This window comes from Brevibacterium sp. JSBI002, assembly GCF_026013965.1.
Classification (GTDB): domain Bacteria; phylum Actinomycetota; class Actinomycetes; order Actinomycetales; family Brevibacteriaceae; genus Brevibacterium.
Genome location: NZ_CP110341.1, coordinates 1,602,487 through 1,616,036, shown reverse-complemented (window position 1 = coordinate 1,616,036; position 13,550 = coordinate 1,602,487). Strand labels below are relative to the sequence as shown.

11 protein-coding genes and 2 pseudogenes are annotated in these 13,550 nt (G+C 61.7%); 2 read left to right on the top strand and 11 right to left on the bottom strand.

Going from position 1 to position 13,550, the window contains the following annotated elements; genetic code table 11:
- Positions 1-448 precede the first annotated feature (448 nt).
- The 3 genes and pseudogenes from LJ362_RS07360 to LJ362_RS07350 all read right to left on the bottom strand — a co-directional run.
- On the bottom strand, positions 449-1,174 hold the full coding sequence (locus LJ362_RS07360) for a transposase (protein ID WP_264801504.1): 726 nt from the start codon (positions 1,172-1,174) through the stop codon (positions 449-451).
- 12 nt (positions 1,175-1,186) lie between these two features.
- Positions 1,187-1,519, bottom strand: a pseudogene (locus LJ362_RS07355) (IS110 family transposase); the annotation flags it as partial.
- A pseudogene (locus LJ362_RS07350) lies at positions 1,512-1,622 on the bottom strand (hypothetical protein); the annotation flags it as partial. The pseudogenes LJ362_RS07350 and LJ362_RS07355, both read right to left, overlap by 8 nt.
- A 332-nt stretch (positions 1,623-1,954) precedes the next feature.
- On the opposite strand from LJ362_RS07350, the gene LJ362_RS07345 reads away from it, so the two are divergent.
- Positions 1,955-2,155: a hypothetical protein gene (locus LJ362_RS07345; RefSeq protein ID WP_264801502.1), complete on the top strand. Its 201-nt coding sequence runs from the start codon at positions 1,955-1,957 to the stop codon at positions 2,153-2,155.
- Between the two features lie 780 nt (positions 2,156-2,935).
- Positions 2,936-4,246 carry an ISL3 family transposase gene (locus tag LJ362_RS07340; RefSeq protein ID WP_264801501.1) on the top strand — a complete coding sequence of 437 codons (1,311 nt, stop codon included), beginning with the start codon at positions 2,936-2,938 and terminating at the stop codon, positions 4,244-4,246.
- A gap of 466 nt (positions 4,247-4,712) precedes the next feature.
- On the opposite strand, the gene LJ362_RS07335 is transcribed toward LJ362_RS07340, so the two are convergent.
- The 8 genes from LJ362_RS07335 to thrB all read right to left on the bottom strand — a co-directional run bounded on the left by LJ362_RS07335 (position 4,713) and on the right by thrB (position 13,550).
- Positions 4,713-5,435 carry a hypothetical protein gene (locus tag LJ362_RS07335; RefSeq protein ID WP_264801500.1) on the bottom strand — a complete coding sequence of 241 codons (723 nt, stop codon included), beginning with the start codon at positions 5,433-5,435 and terminating at the stop codon, positions 4,713-4,715.
- Between the two features lie 711 nt (positions 5,436-6,146).
- Positions 6,147-6,593, bottom strand: coding sequence for a hypothetical protein (locus LJ362_RS07330; RefSeq protein WP_264801498.1), 447 nt, complete (start codon positions 6,591-6,593; stop codon positions 6,147-6,149).
- Positions 6,590-7,699, bottom strand: coding sequence for an MraY family glycosyltransferase (locus tag LJ362_RS07325; RefSeq protein WP_264801497.1), 1,110 nt, complete (start codon positions 7,697-7,699; stop codon positions 6,590-6,592). Before LJ362_RS07325 ends, LJ362_RS07330 begins: the two co-directional genes overlap by 4 nt.
- A complete protein-coding gene (locus LJ362_RS07320; RefSeq protein ID WP_264801496.1) occupies positions 7,700-8,350 on the bottom strand; it encodes an L-threonylcarbamoyladenylate synthase in 651 nt (216 codons plus the stop codon).
- Between the two features lie 39 nt (positions 8,351-8,389).
- Complete coding sequence (gene prmC, locus LJ362_RS07315) at positions 8,390-9,337, bottom strand: peptide chain release factor N(5)-glutamine methyltransferase (RefSeq protein WP_264801795.1); 948 nt, start codon at positions 9,335-9,337, stop codon at positions 8,390-8,392.
- A gap of 1 nt (position 9,338) precedes the next feature.
- Positions 9,339-10,415 carry a peptide chain release factor 1 gene (gene prfA / locus LJ362_RS07310; RefSeq protein WP_264801495.1) on the bottom strand — a complete coding sequence of 359 codons (1,077 nt, stop codon included), beginning with the start codon at positions 10,413-10,415 and terminating at the stop codon, positions 9,339-9,341.
- A 1-nt stretch (position 10,416) separates the two neighbouring features.
- Entirely contained in the window at positions 10,417-12,423 is a 2,007-nt protein-coding gene (rho, locus tag LJ362_RS07305; RefSeq protein ID WP_264801494.1) for a transcription termination factor Rho, read from the bottom strand.
- Between the two features lie 224 nt (positions 12,424-12,647).
- Positions 12,648-13,550 carry a homoserine kinase gene (gene thrB / locus LJ362_RS07300; protein WP_264801492.1) on the bottom strand — a complete coding sequence of 301 codons (903 nt, stop codon included), beginning with the start codon at positions 13,548-13,550 and terminating at the stop codon, positions 12,648-12,650.

Below are 13,550 nucleotides of genomic sequence, written 5' to 3'. Positions count from 1 at the left end.
CGGGAGATGAATAGGCTGTTTCCCTCCCGACCCGGCAAACTGTGCCAAAGTCGCAATGAACTTTCTCAGCTGAGTCTGCACCCGCACCAATCCTACTCCCGCGGCTCGGGCGATAGCCCTGGCAAGACTGAAACTGATGAACATGTAGGCAAGCCAAGGTTGGTTGACTATGAATTTCTCTGGCTGCCAATGTGCCAACAGTCCATGCTTGGGTTAAGCAACGACTTGCTCGACAGTCGTCTGATCAAGGTATCGGCGGTCAGTCTTCACTGTCGACAGGTCGCTATTTATGATGAACGAGTAGTACCGCCACGGTGCGACCAGTGCTTCCTGCGAGTGGGGGGTCCCCTATGTTTTAAGTCAAGAGGCAGTGGGCAGATTGTTCAAACTTATCTAATGCCGGCCGAAGGGCAGGACTGATCGGTCCGGGAGCTGTCTCCCAGACTGGTCAAGCACCTCGTGACAGGTCGATTCGGGCAGCTGTGGCCGCCTCGGGTGCGTGGAAGTAGGCCCTGTCGCGAAGCGTCGCATACAGCACGTTGCAGCGCCTGCGCGCTAACGCGATCAGGGCTTGGTTGTGCTTCTTGTGCTCGGCCCGTTTCTTGTCGTAGTACGCCCTCGACAGCGGGTCCTTCAGCGCCGCGAACGCGGACAGGAACAGGGCTCGCTTGAGGACCTTGTTCCCCCGCCGGGACGAATGATCACCCCGGATCGACGTTCCCGACCGCCACGTCACCGGTGTCAGTCCGGCATACAATGCGAGGTGTCCGGCTGATTCGAAGTCCTTACCCACCACCTCGGTCAGGATCCTCGCCGCGGTCCTGACACCGACTGCCGGCAGCGACGTCAGGAGTCCGAAAAGCGGATGCGCCCCCACCAGCTCCTCGGTGCGCACCAGTACCTCATCGCGCGATGATCGTGTCTGCGCCAACGACGCGGCCAGCTGGGGCAGGACGAGGCCGGCGGCGGCGGTGCCCGACACCACCACGGTCTGCCCGTCCAAGGCGGTGAAGATCGCTGCGGCCCACCGCTTCCACGCCCGCGGTGCCTGCTTGCGCAGCAGTGCCTCGACTCGGTGCATCCCGGCATCACGCAAGGCTTTGGGCGTCGGGTACTTTGCCAATAGCGCCAGCATCGCCGGAAGGTCCAGGTGCGGGCCGATGACGGTCTCCAATCCGGGGTGGATCTAAGTCAGCAGGCCCCGGATCCGGTTCGATGTCGCCGTGGCCTGTTTCGCCAGGTCATCGTCGTAGCCGCACAGCATCGACAGCCCGGCCACGTTCTCATCCGCCACCCGGGTACCCCGCAATGTGTGCGGCATGGTGCGGGCTGCTTCAGCGATGATCGCGGCGCCACGAGCATCCGCTTTTGCCTCACCTGGGTGCAGGTCGGCGATACGGCGCATCGCCAACCCGGGCAGATAGGCGACCGCGATGGACTCGGACTGGGCGTGTTCCGTGCTTGTGCAGCCGGTCAAGCAAAGCCCGGAGTTTCGTTTCGTTCTGCGGCAGAGCCTTCGATAGGAGTTGTTTGCTGTCGCGGTCGAGTGCGACGGCGTGGTGGTTGTGTTTGCCGACATCGATGCCGATGAATACGTCGATATCGGCGTGGTTGGTGATCATGTCACTCATCTTCTTCGACTCATGAGACCGAATATTTGGTTGTGGTTCGGCTGGCCGGTGGTGCTGTGGTGGCTCCTGGGCTCGGCATCCACGTTACGGTCGGGCTCAAGGCATGTGTTCTGCCAGTGGTTCTGGCCCCTATCAGCGATTTCCCTGGTGCCTTCGAACCCCGGTGACTACCCGTTACATTCATTGTCAAGCAGCAGCCGGGGTCCTCATGCCAGCGACCCCTTCTATCCTGACGGATGGTGGGGCTACTTAAACGGTAACGGGATGCCCCTATGCTCTTCGTCAATGGGCACCCGCTCCAACCCCGCCACCAGTTAACAGTCATGCTCGTCGTTGCTGATGCGGGATTGTCCTCTGCCGGAAACCTGCACGCTCTGGACGAAGCCGGACTCCGTTTCATCGTCGATTCACGATTGAAGAACGTACCCGGTGACCTGGAAATGTACTTCACCTGGAACGGTGATCACACCGAAGACGGAATGTTCGTCGCTACTGAGACCCCACGGAGGAAGAACCCCGCTTGATCCTCACCACACCGGTCGCCTGCCGACGCCACATGGACTCCCGAACAGTTCCCACACCCGTAGCGGGCTGTGGGCAAAACCAGAGAGAACGCGCCTTACGGGATGAGCAGATACTGAATGCTCAATGCGTTTGGTTCTTCGATGTCATCGATGGCATCAGTGTTCAGAATTGTGTACGGATCGTGACCACGAAGAGCGGGTCCAAGGATTTCGGCTAAGCCGCCTACACCCGGGCCATGCGGCTAGTATGACGAGAGAGAATACGTGACGAATATAGAACGCTCGCTCACGTCAGCGGGCGAGGTGGACCGGTCACATCACGAACAGTGGCAGGTCGAGCAGCCTTGAAGGCGTCGAAGGCGGGCCTACGGGCATGGCCGATGTTCGCTCGTGTCCGGGACCCGATAGAGGCGCATCTGACGATAGTGTTCGCAGCGATTGCTGTTTCTCGTTCCGTTCGGGGCCCGACCAGCATGTCGATCCGTCAGCTCCTCAGAACTTGAAACCGTTACCATCGGCTGTTGTCGAGATCAACGAAACAGTCACAACGCTGCCATCGGTCCCAACTGATGTTGAGGCGACGCAGCTCGATGCGTTGAAATCATAGGGATCAAGGCGCTACCGCATATGACCCAACACAAGGCGAAGATGGGTTTACGGGCTCTTCGTAATTGAGGGTGTGGATCAGTGATTCCAGGACACGGCGTGGCGCTGCCCGGATAGACGCCGAGGTCTTCCGATGATGGAAGTTCTCACACAGTTCATCCGAAAGACCTCGACGTGTCCAAGCCTACTTTCTCAACCCCTGACCTCACGACATTCTGCCGACTCGACACCCTCGACCTCACTTGCATTGGCCAGCACATCAGCGGGCACAAAGCCATCTTGGAATGCCAGCCCAACACTGCCGATGACTGGTGCCGACGGTGTGGCGGACACGGAATCGTCCGCGACACCGTCGTCCGCCGTCTCGCCCACGAACCCTTCGGCCACCGGCCGACCACGCTTCACATTCGCCTCCGCCGGTACAAATGCGTCGAATGCGGCCGCGTATGGCGTCGAAACACCACTGCTGCGGCGCCACCACGAGCGAAGATCTCGCGAACCGGCCTCGACTGGGCGCTGCGTGCCCTCGTCATCGACCACGACACCGTGTCCGTGATCGCACGCAAACTCGCCGTGTCCTGGCACACCGCGAACTCCGCGATCCTCGCGCAGGGACATCGACTGCTGATCGACGACCCGACCCGGTTCGACGGGGTCAGCGTCATTGGTGTCGACGAACACGTATGGCGGCACACCAGGCGCGGTGACAAGTACGTCACCGTCATCATCGACCTCACTCCGATCAGCCAGGAAGCAGGCCCGGCACGCCTGCTCGACATGGTGCCCGGACGGTCGAAACAGGTGTTCAAGCAATGGTTGAAAGCCCGACCGAAAGACTGGCGTGATGGCATCGACGTCGTCGCGATGGACGGATTCTCCGGCTTCAAAACAGCCTCCGTTGAGGAACTGCCCGAGGCTGTCGAAGTCATGGACCCGTTCCACGTCGTTAAACTCGCCGGTGATGCCCTCGACGAGGTACGCCGTCGCATTCAGCAGGAGACCACCGGGCATCGCGGACGAGCGACGGACCCGTTGTATCGGGCGCGGAGGACTCTGCACACCGGTGCTGATCTGCTCACGGCCAAGCAGCAGGAGAGGATCGTAGGCCTCTTCGCCGACGCCAACTTCACCGCCGTCGAAGTCACCTGGGCCGTCTATCAAGACATAGTGAGCGCCTACCGAACCAACGACGGCAACGAGGGCAAGAAGCACTTACAATCGGTCATCGACGATCTGACGACGAATCTGCCGACAGGACTGGTCGAGCTCAAGCGGTTGGGACGGACTCTGAAGCGTCGCGCTGCTGATGTCCTCGCGTTCTTCACCCGACCGGGAACGTCGAACGGGCCTACTGAAGCGATCAATGGCAGGCTCGAACATCTACGGGGGTCAGCGCTGGGGTTCCGCAACCTCACGCATTACATCGCGAGATGTCTGCTCGAGTCCGGTGGCTTCAGACCGGTTCTACACTCTCAATTACGATGAGCCGGTTTACGTGAATGAGCGACTTGCGTTTGCGAAGTGCACTTCTGGCAGTTGGTCGATAGTGGCTTCAGCACTATTGTTTTGCTATGTCAATGGGGCATTTCCAATCCACCGCGCAAGCATGAGAGATATCCAAAAACAGTGGATCAAGGCTAAGAACCTGGGGACGAAACTCCAGCATCGTCCAACCGACACCTTGGGCAACTTCGACCATCCGGAAACCTCGAACGGACTCCCGGAATCGATCATCGGCAAATACAAACCCCTCCGCGGCGCGTCGCCCCGGAATTCAGCAACCGAGACAACCGGCTCCCTGTTCCACACTGGACGACTGATGACTCCCCTTTGGCCTATATAAAACGTGCCACTCTAGAGTACGCCGTAGACGAAACTGGGGTCTTCCCTAAAAAGAAGACCCCAGTAACCAATCAAAGGAGCTACAACTCCAGCGATACCAATCTACCGATCAAAGATTAGTTGATGCCGAATACTTCGTATTGAGCACGTAAAGATCGAGTGTAACCGTGCGCGACCAGAGAACCTTAACAGCAGTGATTTTAAAGCTCATCCGAGCCTGCGCCTGCCGCTTTCCGGACTGCTTGGCGTGCACGCGCTTCACAGAGGGACCCGAAACATCATGTCCCACCGCACGGGAGACCTTAGGAGAGAACGCTCGCGTGATTTGAGCATTCGCTTTCTTCTTAGTCTTGAAATTTGCCTTGAAAGAGTAGGCAAACGAAATACCGCTATAGGCAACCTTGCAGTTGGAATAGTACGTCCACCCGGACTTCTTCTTTTTTCCGCACGACTTTACAGAACCTTTTGCCTGAGTTGAAATCGCCGAATCATCGCCATTCTTTTGCCCCAATACGCTAGAGTCAGTCGCGATCGTCCGAGACCGTGAGCCGTCCTCATAGATCCTAGTAAGTACGAAGCCATCAGAACCGGGAGTCTTCAGAGTGCGCACCGGGTCGGAGTCCGGATCATCTGCATCCACGAGACCGCCTTCGGAAATGGTTTCCACAAGACTTGACCAATACTTCGTCGGCACTCCGTTATCTTTCAAAGCAGCTCGAACAGAAGACAGCTCCGCATCGGACAACCCATTAGGCGCAGCAAGCGCCTGACTCGGCGCAACGAGCACTAAGGCAACACACACCGAAAGGACGGCAACAAGTCGTTTAATCATCAAATAGATCCTCATATCGCATGACATATTATTTCATTCTGTATCAACTCAACTTTATACGGATACAGCAAATTAGATACTAGGCGGCTTGCCACACTTGTAGCTGATAGCGAGCTGATAGCTTAGTCCGAGTATCCTGGATTAACGCAATGATGAACCACGCCACTCCTGCTCGACATCAATTGAACTAGCGCTTGTCTCCTCTGCCGGTGGAACCATGTCAAGATCGCGCTAATCACAACTGCCGCTCGACAGTTCAAGGCGAGCTGGTTATCTCGTCGCTCACCTTCTCCATTGCTTGGCCTAGGCAAGCGAACGTTCTACGACATTGCGAATCCGATACGCGACGGTATCGAACACCAGCGGACGCCCACCTAATGCTCCCCGGGCTACAGGTATCAACCTGATGCATCGCACGTTAATAAGCTTACTGGGTGCCGTCATCATTGCAGACATCGCTAGTGTGACTGAACTTCACTCTGGTATGACCAAAGAACAGGATCTGAATCGAGGCTCTAATCTGCCGGATATTCCGTATGACCGATTCCGTAGCTTTCAAAAACTGGCAGGCAGACAAAGAAACTTCTTCGTTTACATCGTCCCAAGAGGCCCTACCTAAACCTGTGCTGTCACAAACCTATAGCGGATCGGGCCCTGACGAAATGTGCCTTGTACGCAGATCACCGGAAACAAGAATCTGCGTAGAGTCGCCTATCTCGCCTCCGGATCGACATAGGGAACGCGCCCCTTGACCACGGTGATCGCCTCGACGAGCGAGGAGCCGATGACCGCGACGACGATCGTGAAGAAGGCGACCGTGCCGTCGAGCCAGGTCGCATCCTTGATCCGCCAGATGACGATCATGAAGATGAACGCCTTGAACAGGAAGCCGACGCCGAGCAGGCCCGCGATGGTCGTCAGTCCCATGTTCCTTCCGAAGTACATGATCACGAGGGTGACGATGATGAAGATCGCGGCGAGTCCTCCGCCGACCGCTCCCCCGGCGAGACCGGTCGAACCGGCAGCGAGCCAGCCGATGCCCATACCGAGGGCAGCGACGACGAGGACGAGGACGATGCCGCGCACGAGCAGAGTCCTCCAGACTCGGGTCCAGGCTGATTCGACTTCGGTCTCGGGACGATGAGTCGGATCGGTCACGAGATCTCCTCTCTGGCTTTCTGACGCATTCGCAATGGATAGAAGGTGAAGATCAGTGTGATGGCCGCGAGTGCTCCGATGACGCAGACGGAGAAGATCCACCCCTTGAACAGGAGCAGCACCGATCCGAAGGCGATGAGAGCCGTCCAGGTATAGAGGATGAGGACGGCTCGGGCATGCGAGTGGCCCAAGCGCAGCATGCGGTGATGGAGGTGCTTCGCATCGGCAGAGAACGGAGACTGGCCGGCCCGCAGTCGACGGACCACAGCGAGCCCCAAGTCGAGCAGCGGCAGGAACATCACGGCGACAGGCAGGATGATCGGCATGAACGTCGCAAACGCTCTCTCCTGACCGATCAGAGCCGGATCGACCTGACCGGTCACCCGGATCGTCGAGGCTGCCAGCAGCAGACCGATGAGCATCGAACCCGAATCGCCCATGAAGATCCGTGCGGGATTGAAGTTGTGAGGCAGGAAGCCCAGGCATGCGCCGACGAGTATCGCGATGATGAGCGAGGCGAGGTTCGCATACGACTCAGGTGAGGCGTCCCGGGCCAGCCAGTAGGAGTAGATGAAGAAGGCGATGCCCCCGATGGCGACGACACCTGCGGCCAGACCATCGAGGCCGTCTACGAAGTTGACTGCATTGATCGTCACGAGCACGACGAGCACGGTGATGATCAGCGACATCCGTGGGGAGCCGATGATGACCCCACCGAATGGAATGGACAGCAACGCGACCCCTTTGATCGCCATGAATCCGGCCGCCAGCGCCTGACCGGCGAGCTTCGCCATCCAATGGAGGTCCCAGATGTCATCGATGATGCCGAGCAGGCACAGCAGGCCTGCGGCGCCGGCGACGCCGATGACGGGTCCGGGATCGACGAAGATCCGCTGCAGGAACGGGGTCTGCGATGCGAAGACCAACCCCACGATCAGCCCGCCGAACATCGCCACGCCGCCCAGCCTCGGCGTCGGGACGGAATGCACATCCCGGGCGCGCAGGGGTGAGAAGATCTGCCCTCGCTCGGCGACCCGCTTGACCATCGGGGTCAGCAGGTACGCCACGAGGGCGGAGACGATGAGGATGAAGAGGTAGGCGCGCACTCAGCCGTCCAGGTCGATCAGGTCGGGGACGAACTCACGCAGCTGCTCTGCTGCGATGGGGCCGCGTCGCACGATTCTCGGCACGTCACCGCTGAGGTCGACGATGGTCGAGGACATTCCCGACTCCCGCACTCCCCCGTCGACGTAGATGTCGACGTCGTCGCCGAGCATCTCCTGCGCCTCGTCGGCGGTCTTCGCCGCCGGTCGTCCGGAGATGTTCGCGCTCGAGACGGCCAGCGGACCCGTGCGCGAGAGCAGGGACAGAGCGTATTCGTCGTCGGGCATGCGGACCGCCACGGTCCCGTGGGTATCGCCGAGATCCCAATCCAGGGAGGGCTGCGCGTTCGCGATGATCGTCAGGGGGCCGGGCCAGAATTCACCGGTGAGCGCGAGGATCGTCTCATCGACACCGTCGACGAGCCCGAAGACGGTTTCGGATCGGGGCACGAGCACCGGCGGCGGCATGTCCCGACCGCGGCCCTTCGCAGCCAGCAGCGCGGCCACGGCCGAGGCGCTGAAGGCATCGGCGGCGATCCCGTAGACGGTGTCGGTGGGGATGACGAGCAGGTTGCCCGTCTCGGCCACCCGCGCACACTCGTCGAAGACGAGGTCGCGGATTTCGGCTTGGCTGACGTCGAATCGTCTCGACACGAGTGCTCCGTTTCGAATCTCTGGGCGATGGCTCCGCGGTCAACCGCTGTGGGTCTCCGCACGACGGGCCACCGTATAGCGGTCGCGTCCAGTGTAGTCCGGGTAGGTCTCTGCCTGCCTCAGACTGGCCGAACCCTCGAGCAGATCGCGTGCGCCCGGGCCCTGCTCCTCACCGTGCTCCATGAGGAAGAGACCTCCCGGACGCAGCAGATGCTCGGCCTGTCCGATGATGAGCGCTGGGATCTCAAGGCCTGTGGAGCCGCCGTACAGGGCGGCAGCCGGGTCGTGTTCGGCGACCTCCGGGTCCCGCGGCACGGCGGAATCGGGAACATAGGGCGGGTTCGTCACCACGATGTCGACACGCCCGCACAGGTCGGGCCGAGCCTTCGCGATCGTCGTCGCATCCTCGGAGATGAACTCGACCGTCGACTCGCCGAGGCGGCACTGCTCGAGGTTCTTCAGCGACCATTCCAGGGCCGCGGATTCGCGTTCGACGCCGAGGACGTCGACGCGGTCGAATTCGGTGGCAACGGAGAGGGAGATCGCTCCCGAACCGGAACACAGGTCGATGACGAAGGGACGCCGAGCCTTGTTGTTCTTCGTCGTCGAGTCAGTGTCGGCGAGTTCGGACAGTTCGGACAGTTCGGTCAGAACGGCTCCGGCGAGCAGCTCCGTCTCCGGACGGGGCACGAAGACTCCGGGGCCCACCTGCAGCTGCAGATGCCGGAAGTGGGCGATGCCGGTGAGATGCTGCAGCGGTGTCCGCCGCCGCCGCTGGTCACAGAGTTCGGCGAATCGAGCGCTCACCGACTCCGGCACGGGTTCGTCGAAGAGACGGCGGCGGCTCAGAGCTGCCCTGTCGATCGACCATGCGTGGGCGAGCAGTTCGAGCGCATCGGCTTCGGGACTCGCTATGCCTGCTTCTGTGAAGAGCGTGGTCGCCCCGCGAAGGAGGTCGGAGACGAGAGTCGGCCTGACGGTGTCCAGGTCAGTCCCCCAGTGCGTCGAGGCGTGCGGCCTTGTCGGCGTCCCGGCAGGATCCGATGACCGGATCGAGGTCTCCAGCGAGCACCTGATCGAGATTGTAGGCCTTGTATCCGGTGCGGTGATCGGTGATCCGGTTCTCCGGAAAATTGTAGGTGCGGATGCGTTCCGAGCGATCGACGGTGCGCACCTGCGAACGACGGATGTCGGCGGCTTCCGCTGCGGCCTCTTCGGCCTGTTTGGCCAGGATCCGAGCACGGAGCATGCGCATCGCTGCGTCTTTGTTCTGCAGCTGGGACTTCTCGTTCTGGCAGCTCGCTGTGATTCCGGTCGGCAGGTGCGTGATGCGCACAGCGGAGTCCGTGGTGTTCACTGACTGGCCGCCGGGTCCGGACGAGCGGTAGACGTCGATGCGCAGATCGTGTTCGTCCAACTGGATCTCTTCGGGTTCATCGACCTCGGGGAAGACGAGCACACCGGCTGCCGAGGTGTGGATGCGTCCCTGCGATTCGGTGACCGGCACCCTTTGAACACGGTGCACTCCGCCTTCGAACTTCACCCAGCCGTAGGCGCCGTCGTTCTTCGCCTTGACGGCCAGGGTGACGTCCTTGTATCCGCCGAGATCCGAATGCGTGGCGTCGAGGATCTGGCTCGACCAGCCGCGCGAGTCGATCCACCGCTGGTACATCCGCAGCAGGTCACCGGCGAACAGCGCGGATTCGTCCCCGCCTTCGCCGGCTTTGATCTCGATGATGGCGTCTCGGGAGTCATCCGGGTCGCTGGGTACCAGGAGATCCTTGAGCTCACCCTCGGCCGTGTCCATCTCTGCGGACAGACGCTTGGCCTCGGCGGCGAAATCGGCGTCGTCCTCGGCCAGTTCCACGGCGGCTGCGTGGTCGGCTTCGAGTTGGGCGAAGTGACGGGCGGCCGCGGCGACCTTGTCGAGTTCCGCGTACCGTCTGGTCAGCTTCTTGGCCCGGCCGGCGTCAGCGTGGACCGCGGGGTCGGAGAGTTCCTCCTGCACCCGGGCGTGCTCATCGAGCAGTGCACTGACGCTGGCCGTGAGGGTGTCGTCGACCATCTCAGCTGTTGTCGGTCGACGACTTCGGCAGCGGGGTCGTCTTCTGCACCTGCATGAGGAACTCGACGTTCGAGCCGGTCTCCTTGAGCTTCGACATGAGCAGTTCGACTGCCTGCTGCTGCTCGAGTCCCGAGAGCAGTCTGCGCAGCTGCCACATGACCTTCGTCTCTTCCTGGGTCATGAGCATCTCTTCGCGGCGGGTGCTCGAGGAGTTGACGTCGATGGCCGGGAAGATGCGCTTGTCGGCAAGCTGACGGCTCAGACGCAGCTCCATATTGCCGGTGCCCTTGAACTCCTCGAAGATGACTTCGTCCATCTTGGAGCCGGTCTCGACGAGAGCGGTGGCGAGGATGGTCAGCGAGCCGCCGCCTTCGATATTGCGTGCAGCACCGAAGAATTTCTTCGGCGGGTAGAGCGCATTGGCGTCGACACCGCCGGAGAGGATCCGTCCGGATGCCGGCTGGGCGATGTTGTAGGCACGTCCCAGACGTGTGATGTTGTCAAGCAGCACGACGACATCGGAACCCATCTCGACGAGACGCTTGGCGCGTTCGATGGCGAGTTCGGCGATCGTGGTGTGGTCGTCGGCCGGACGGTCGAAGGTCGAGGCGATGACCTCGCCCTTGACCGCACGCTGCATGTCCGTGACTTCCTCGGGACGTTCGTCGACGAGGACGACCATGAGGTGCGCTTCGGGGTTGTTCTCCGTGATCGCGTTGGCGATCTGCTGCATGATCGTCGTCTTGCCGGCCTTCGGAGGCGCGACGATGAGTCCACGCTGGCCCTTGCCGATGGGGGTGATGAGATCGATGAGACGAGTCGAGTGCAGCTTCGAGGTGGTCTCGAGGCGCAGACGTTCCTGAGGGTAGAGCGGAGTCAGCTTGGAGAACTCGACACGGCTGCGGGCATCGTCGACGGTGAGCCCGTTGACGGAATCGAGGCGGACGAGAGCATCGAACTTCTCGCGCTTGTTGTTCCGCTGTTCGTTCTCACGCGGCTGACGGATCGCACCGGCGACAGCGTCGCCCTTGCGCAGACCGTTCTTGCGCACCATGGATGCCGAAAGATAGACGTCGTTCGGTCCCGGCAGGTAGCCGGAGGTGCGGAGGAAGGCGTAGTTGTCGTGGACATCGAGGATGCCGCCGACGGGGATGAGCACATCGTCGTTGCGGATGTCCGGCTCGTCGTTGCCGCGGCCGCGGCGCTTCCGGTCACGACCCCGTCCGCGGCGGTTGTTGCCGCGATCGTCATCGTCGTTGCCGCGGTTGCGACGATCGTTGCGATCGTTGTTGCCGCCCCTGTCGTTGCGGTGGCCGCGATCGTTGCCGCCGTCACGGTCGTTGTTGCCGCGGTCATTGCCGCCCCGGTCATTGCCGCCTCGGTTGTCGTCGGAGCGGTCGTTGTTCCGGCTGCGACGGTCGTTGTCGCGCCCTCCGCGATGATCACGGTCGGAGCGGTCCTGGTCGCCGGAGCGATCCTGGCCGCCGCGGTCGGCCGATTCCTCACCGCTGCCGTCGCGGCCCTCGGTCTGGGACTCGGAGCCGCGGGAGCGAGAACGGCTGCGGCGAGACCGCTGACGATCCTGATCGCCGCTGTTCTCCTCGGAGGCTGCTCCCCCGGACTGGTCCGCACCGGACTCGTTCGCCGTCGAAGACGACGAGGACTCGGTGTTCGGTTCGATGATGAGCGCCGAAGCGTCCTCGGACGCGGAAGCGGCAGAGCGACGCGAGGAGCGACGGTTCGTCGACTCCTTCTTCTCGTCCTGCTTCTCCGCCGGATTCTCGGTCTTGGCGGCCGGTTCTGCGGCAGGCTTCTTCTCGGTGGGGGCGGACTCCTTCTCAGCAGATCCGCCCGAGTGGCTGTTGATGGCGTCGATCAGTTCGCTCTTGCGAAGGCGACGGTAACCCTTGATTCCCAGCCCGGCAGCCATTTCCTGGAGCTGAGGCAGCCGCAGCGCTGTGAGGCTGCCTGTGCGCGGGGTGGAATCCTGAGTGGTGGTTTCAGACACGAAGGTCCTTCTCCCTCTTTCGGCCGTGCGGCATGTGCCGTTTGCTCACGGCGACGGAAACACCATTGACGGTGCGTTGTGAAAGAAAACCTGCTAAAGAATGAGCAGGAGATGTTCCAGAATATATGACATCGACGACGGACCTGTGAAGAACAGCGGGAAGCCGTGCCCTGTCGGAACACCCACAGTCTACTTGTTCGGAGACGATCTGGCGAATCGTTTCCTCAGATTTCTCGGCTCACCCGGTAACCACCGAGGTCAATCGCGGTGCGCTGAGCGACGAAGCCTTCTGCCACGAGGGCGTCGGGAACCGCCTCGGCGAGGACGAGTACCGTCGGGCCGGCGCCGGAGACGACGGCCGGGAGACCCTCGGCGCGCAGTGCGTCGACCAACGCCATCGACTCCGGATAGGCGCCGCGCCGGAACTCCTGATGGAGCTGGTCGCGGGTGGCTTCGAAGAGCACCCGGGAGTCATTGCTCATCCCGTGGACGAGCAGGCCAGCCCGAGCCGAATTGTCGGCGGCGATCGCGTGATCGATGCCGGCGGGAATGAGTCCACGGGCAACCTCGGTGTCGAGGCGGAACGAGGGCACGAGCACGGTGACCGCCTCGACGGTGCGCACCGGCACCTGCCACGACTTCACGGGCGCCGACAGAGAGACGGTGAGTCCGCCGAAGATCGCGGGGGCGGCGTTGTCCGGATGCCCCTCGACGGCGGTGGCGATCTCGAGGATCCGGTCCCGGCTCAGCTCGACTCCGGTCGACCAGGCTCCGAGTTCCGCTGCGAGGCCGATTCCGGCAACGACGGCTGCGGCCGAGGAGCCCAGTCCGCGGGAATGAGGAATCCGGTTGTCGCACTCCAGCGACAGACGCGGCCTCAGCTCCACCGCAACGGCGGGAAACTCCGAGTCGAGCACCTCACCGATGATGCGCATGATCAGGTGCGAGCCGTCACGGGGCAGCACCTCGGCGCCCTCCCCCGTGACCTCGACGCAGCGATGAGGATCGACCGCTGCGTCGTGGACGGTGAGGGTGAGGGTGTCGACGATGTCGAGTGCCAGCCCGTACGAGTCGTAGCCGGGTCCCAGATTCGCCGAGGTGGCCGGGACCTCGAGTCGGACGCGCAC

Coding starts and splice junctions, on each gene's coding strand:
- LJ362_RS07345 (WP_264801502.1), top strand. CDS start 1,955: ATGCTCGTCGTTGCTGATGCGGGATTGTCCTCTGCCGGAAACCTGCAC.
- LJ362_RS07335 (WP_264801500.1), bottom strand. CDS start 5,435: ATGATTAAACGACTTGTTGCCGTCCTTTCGGTGTGTGTTGCCTTAGTG.
- prfA (WP_264801495.1), bottom strand. CDS start 10,415: ATGGTCGACGACACCCTCACGGCCAGCGTCAGTGCACTGCTCGATGAG.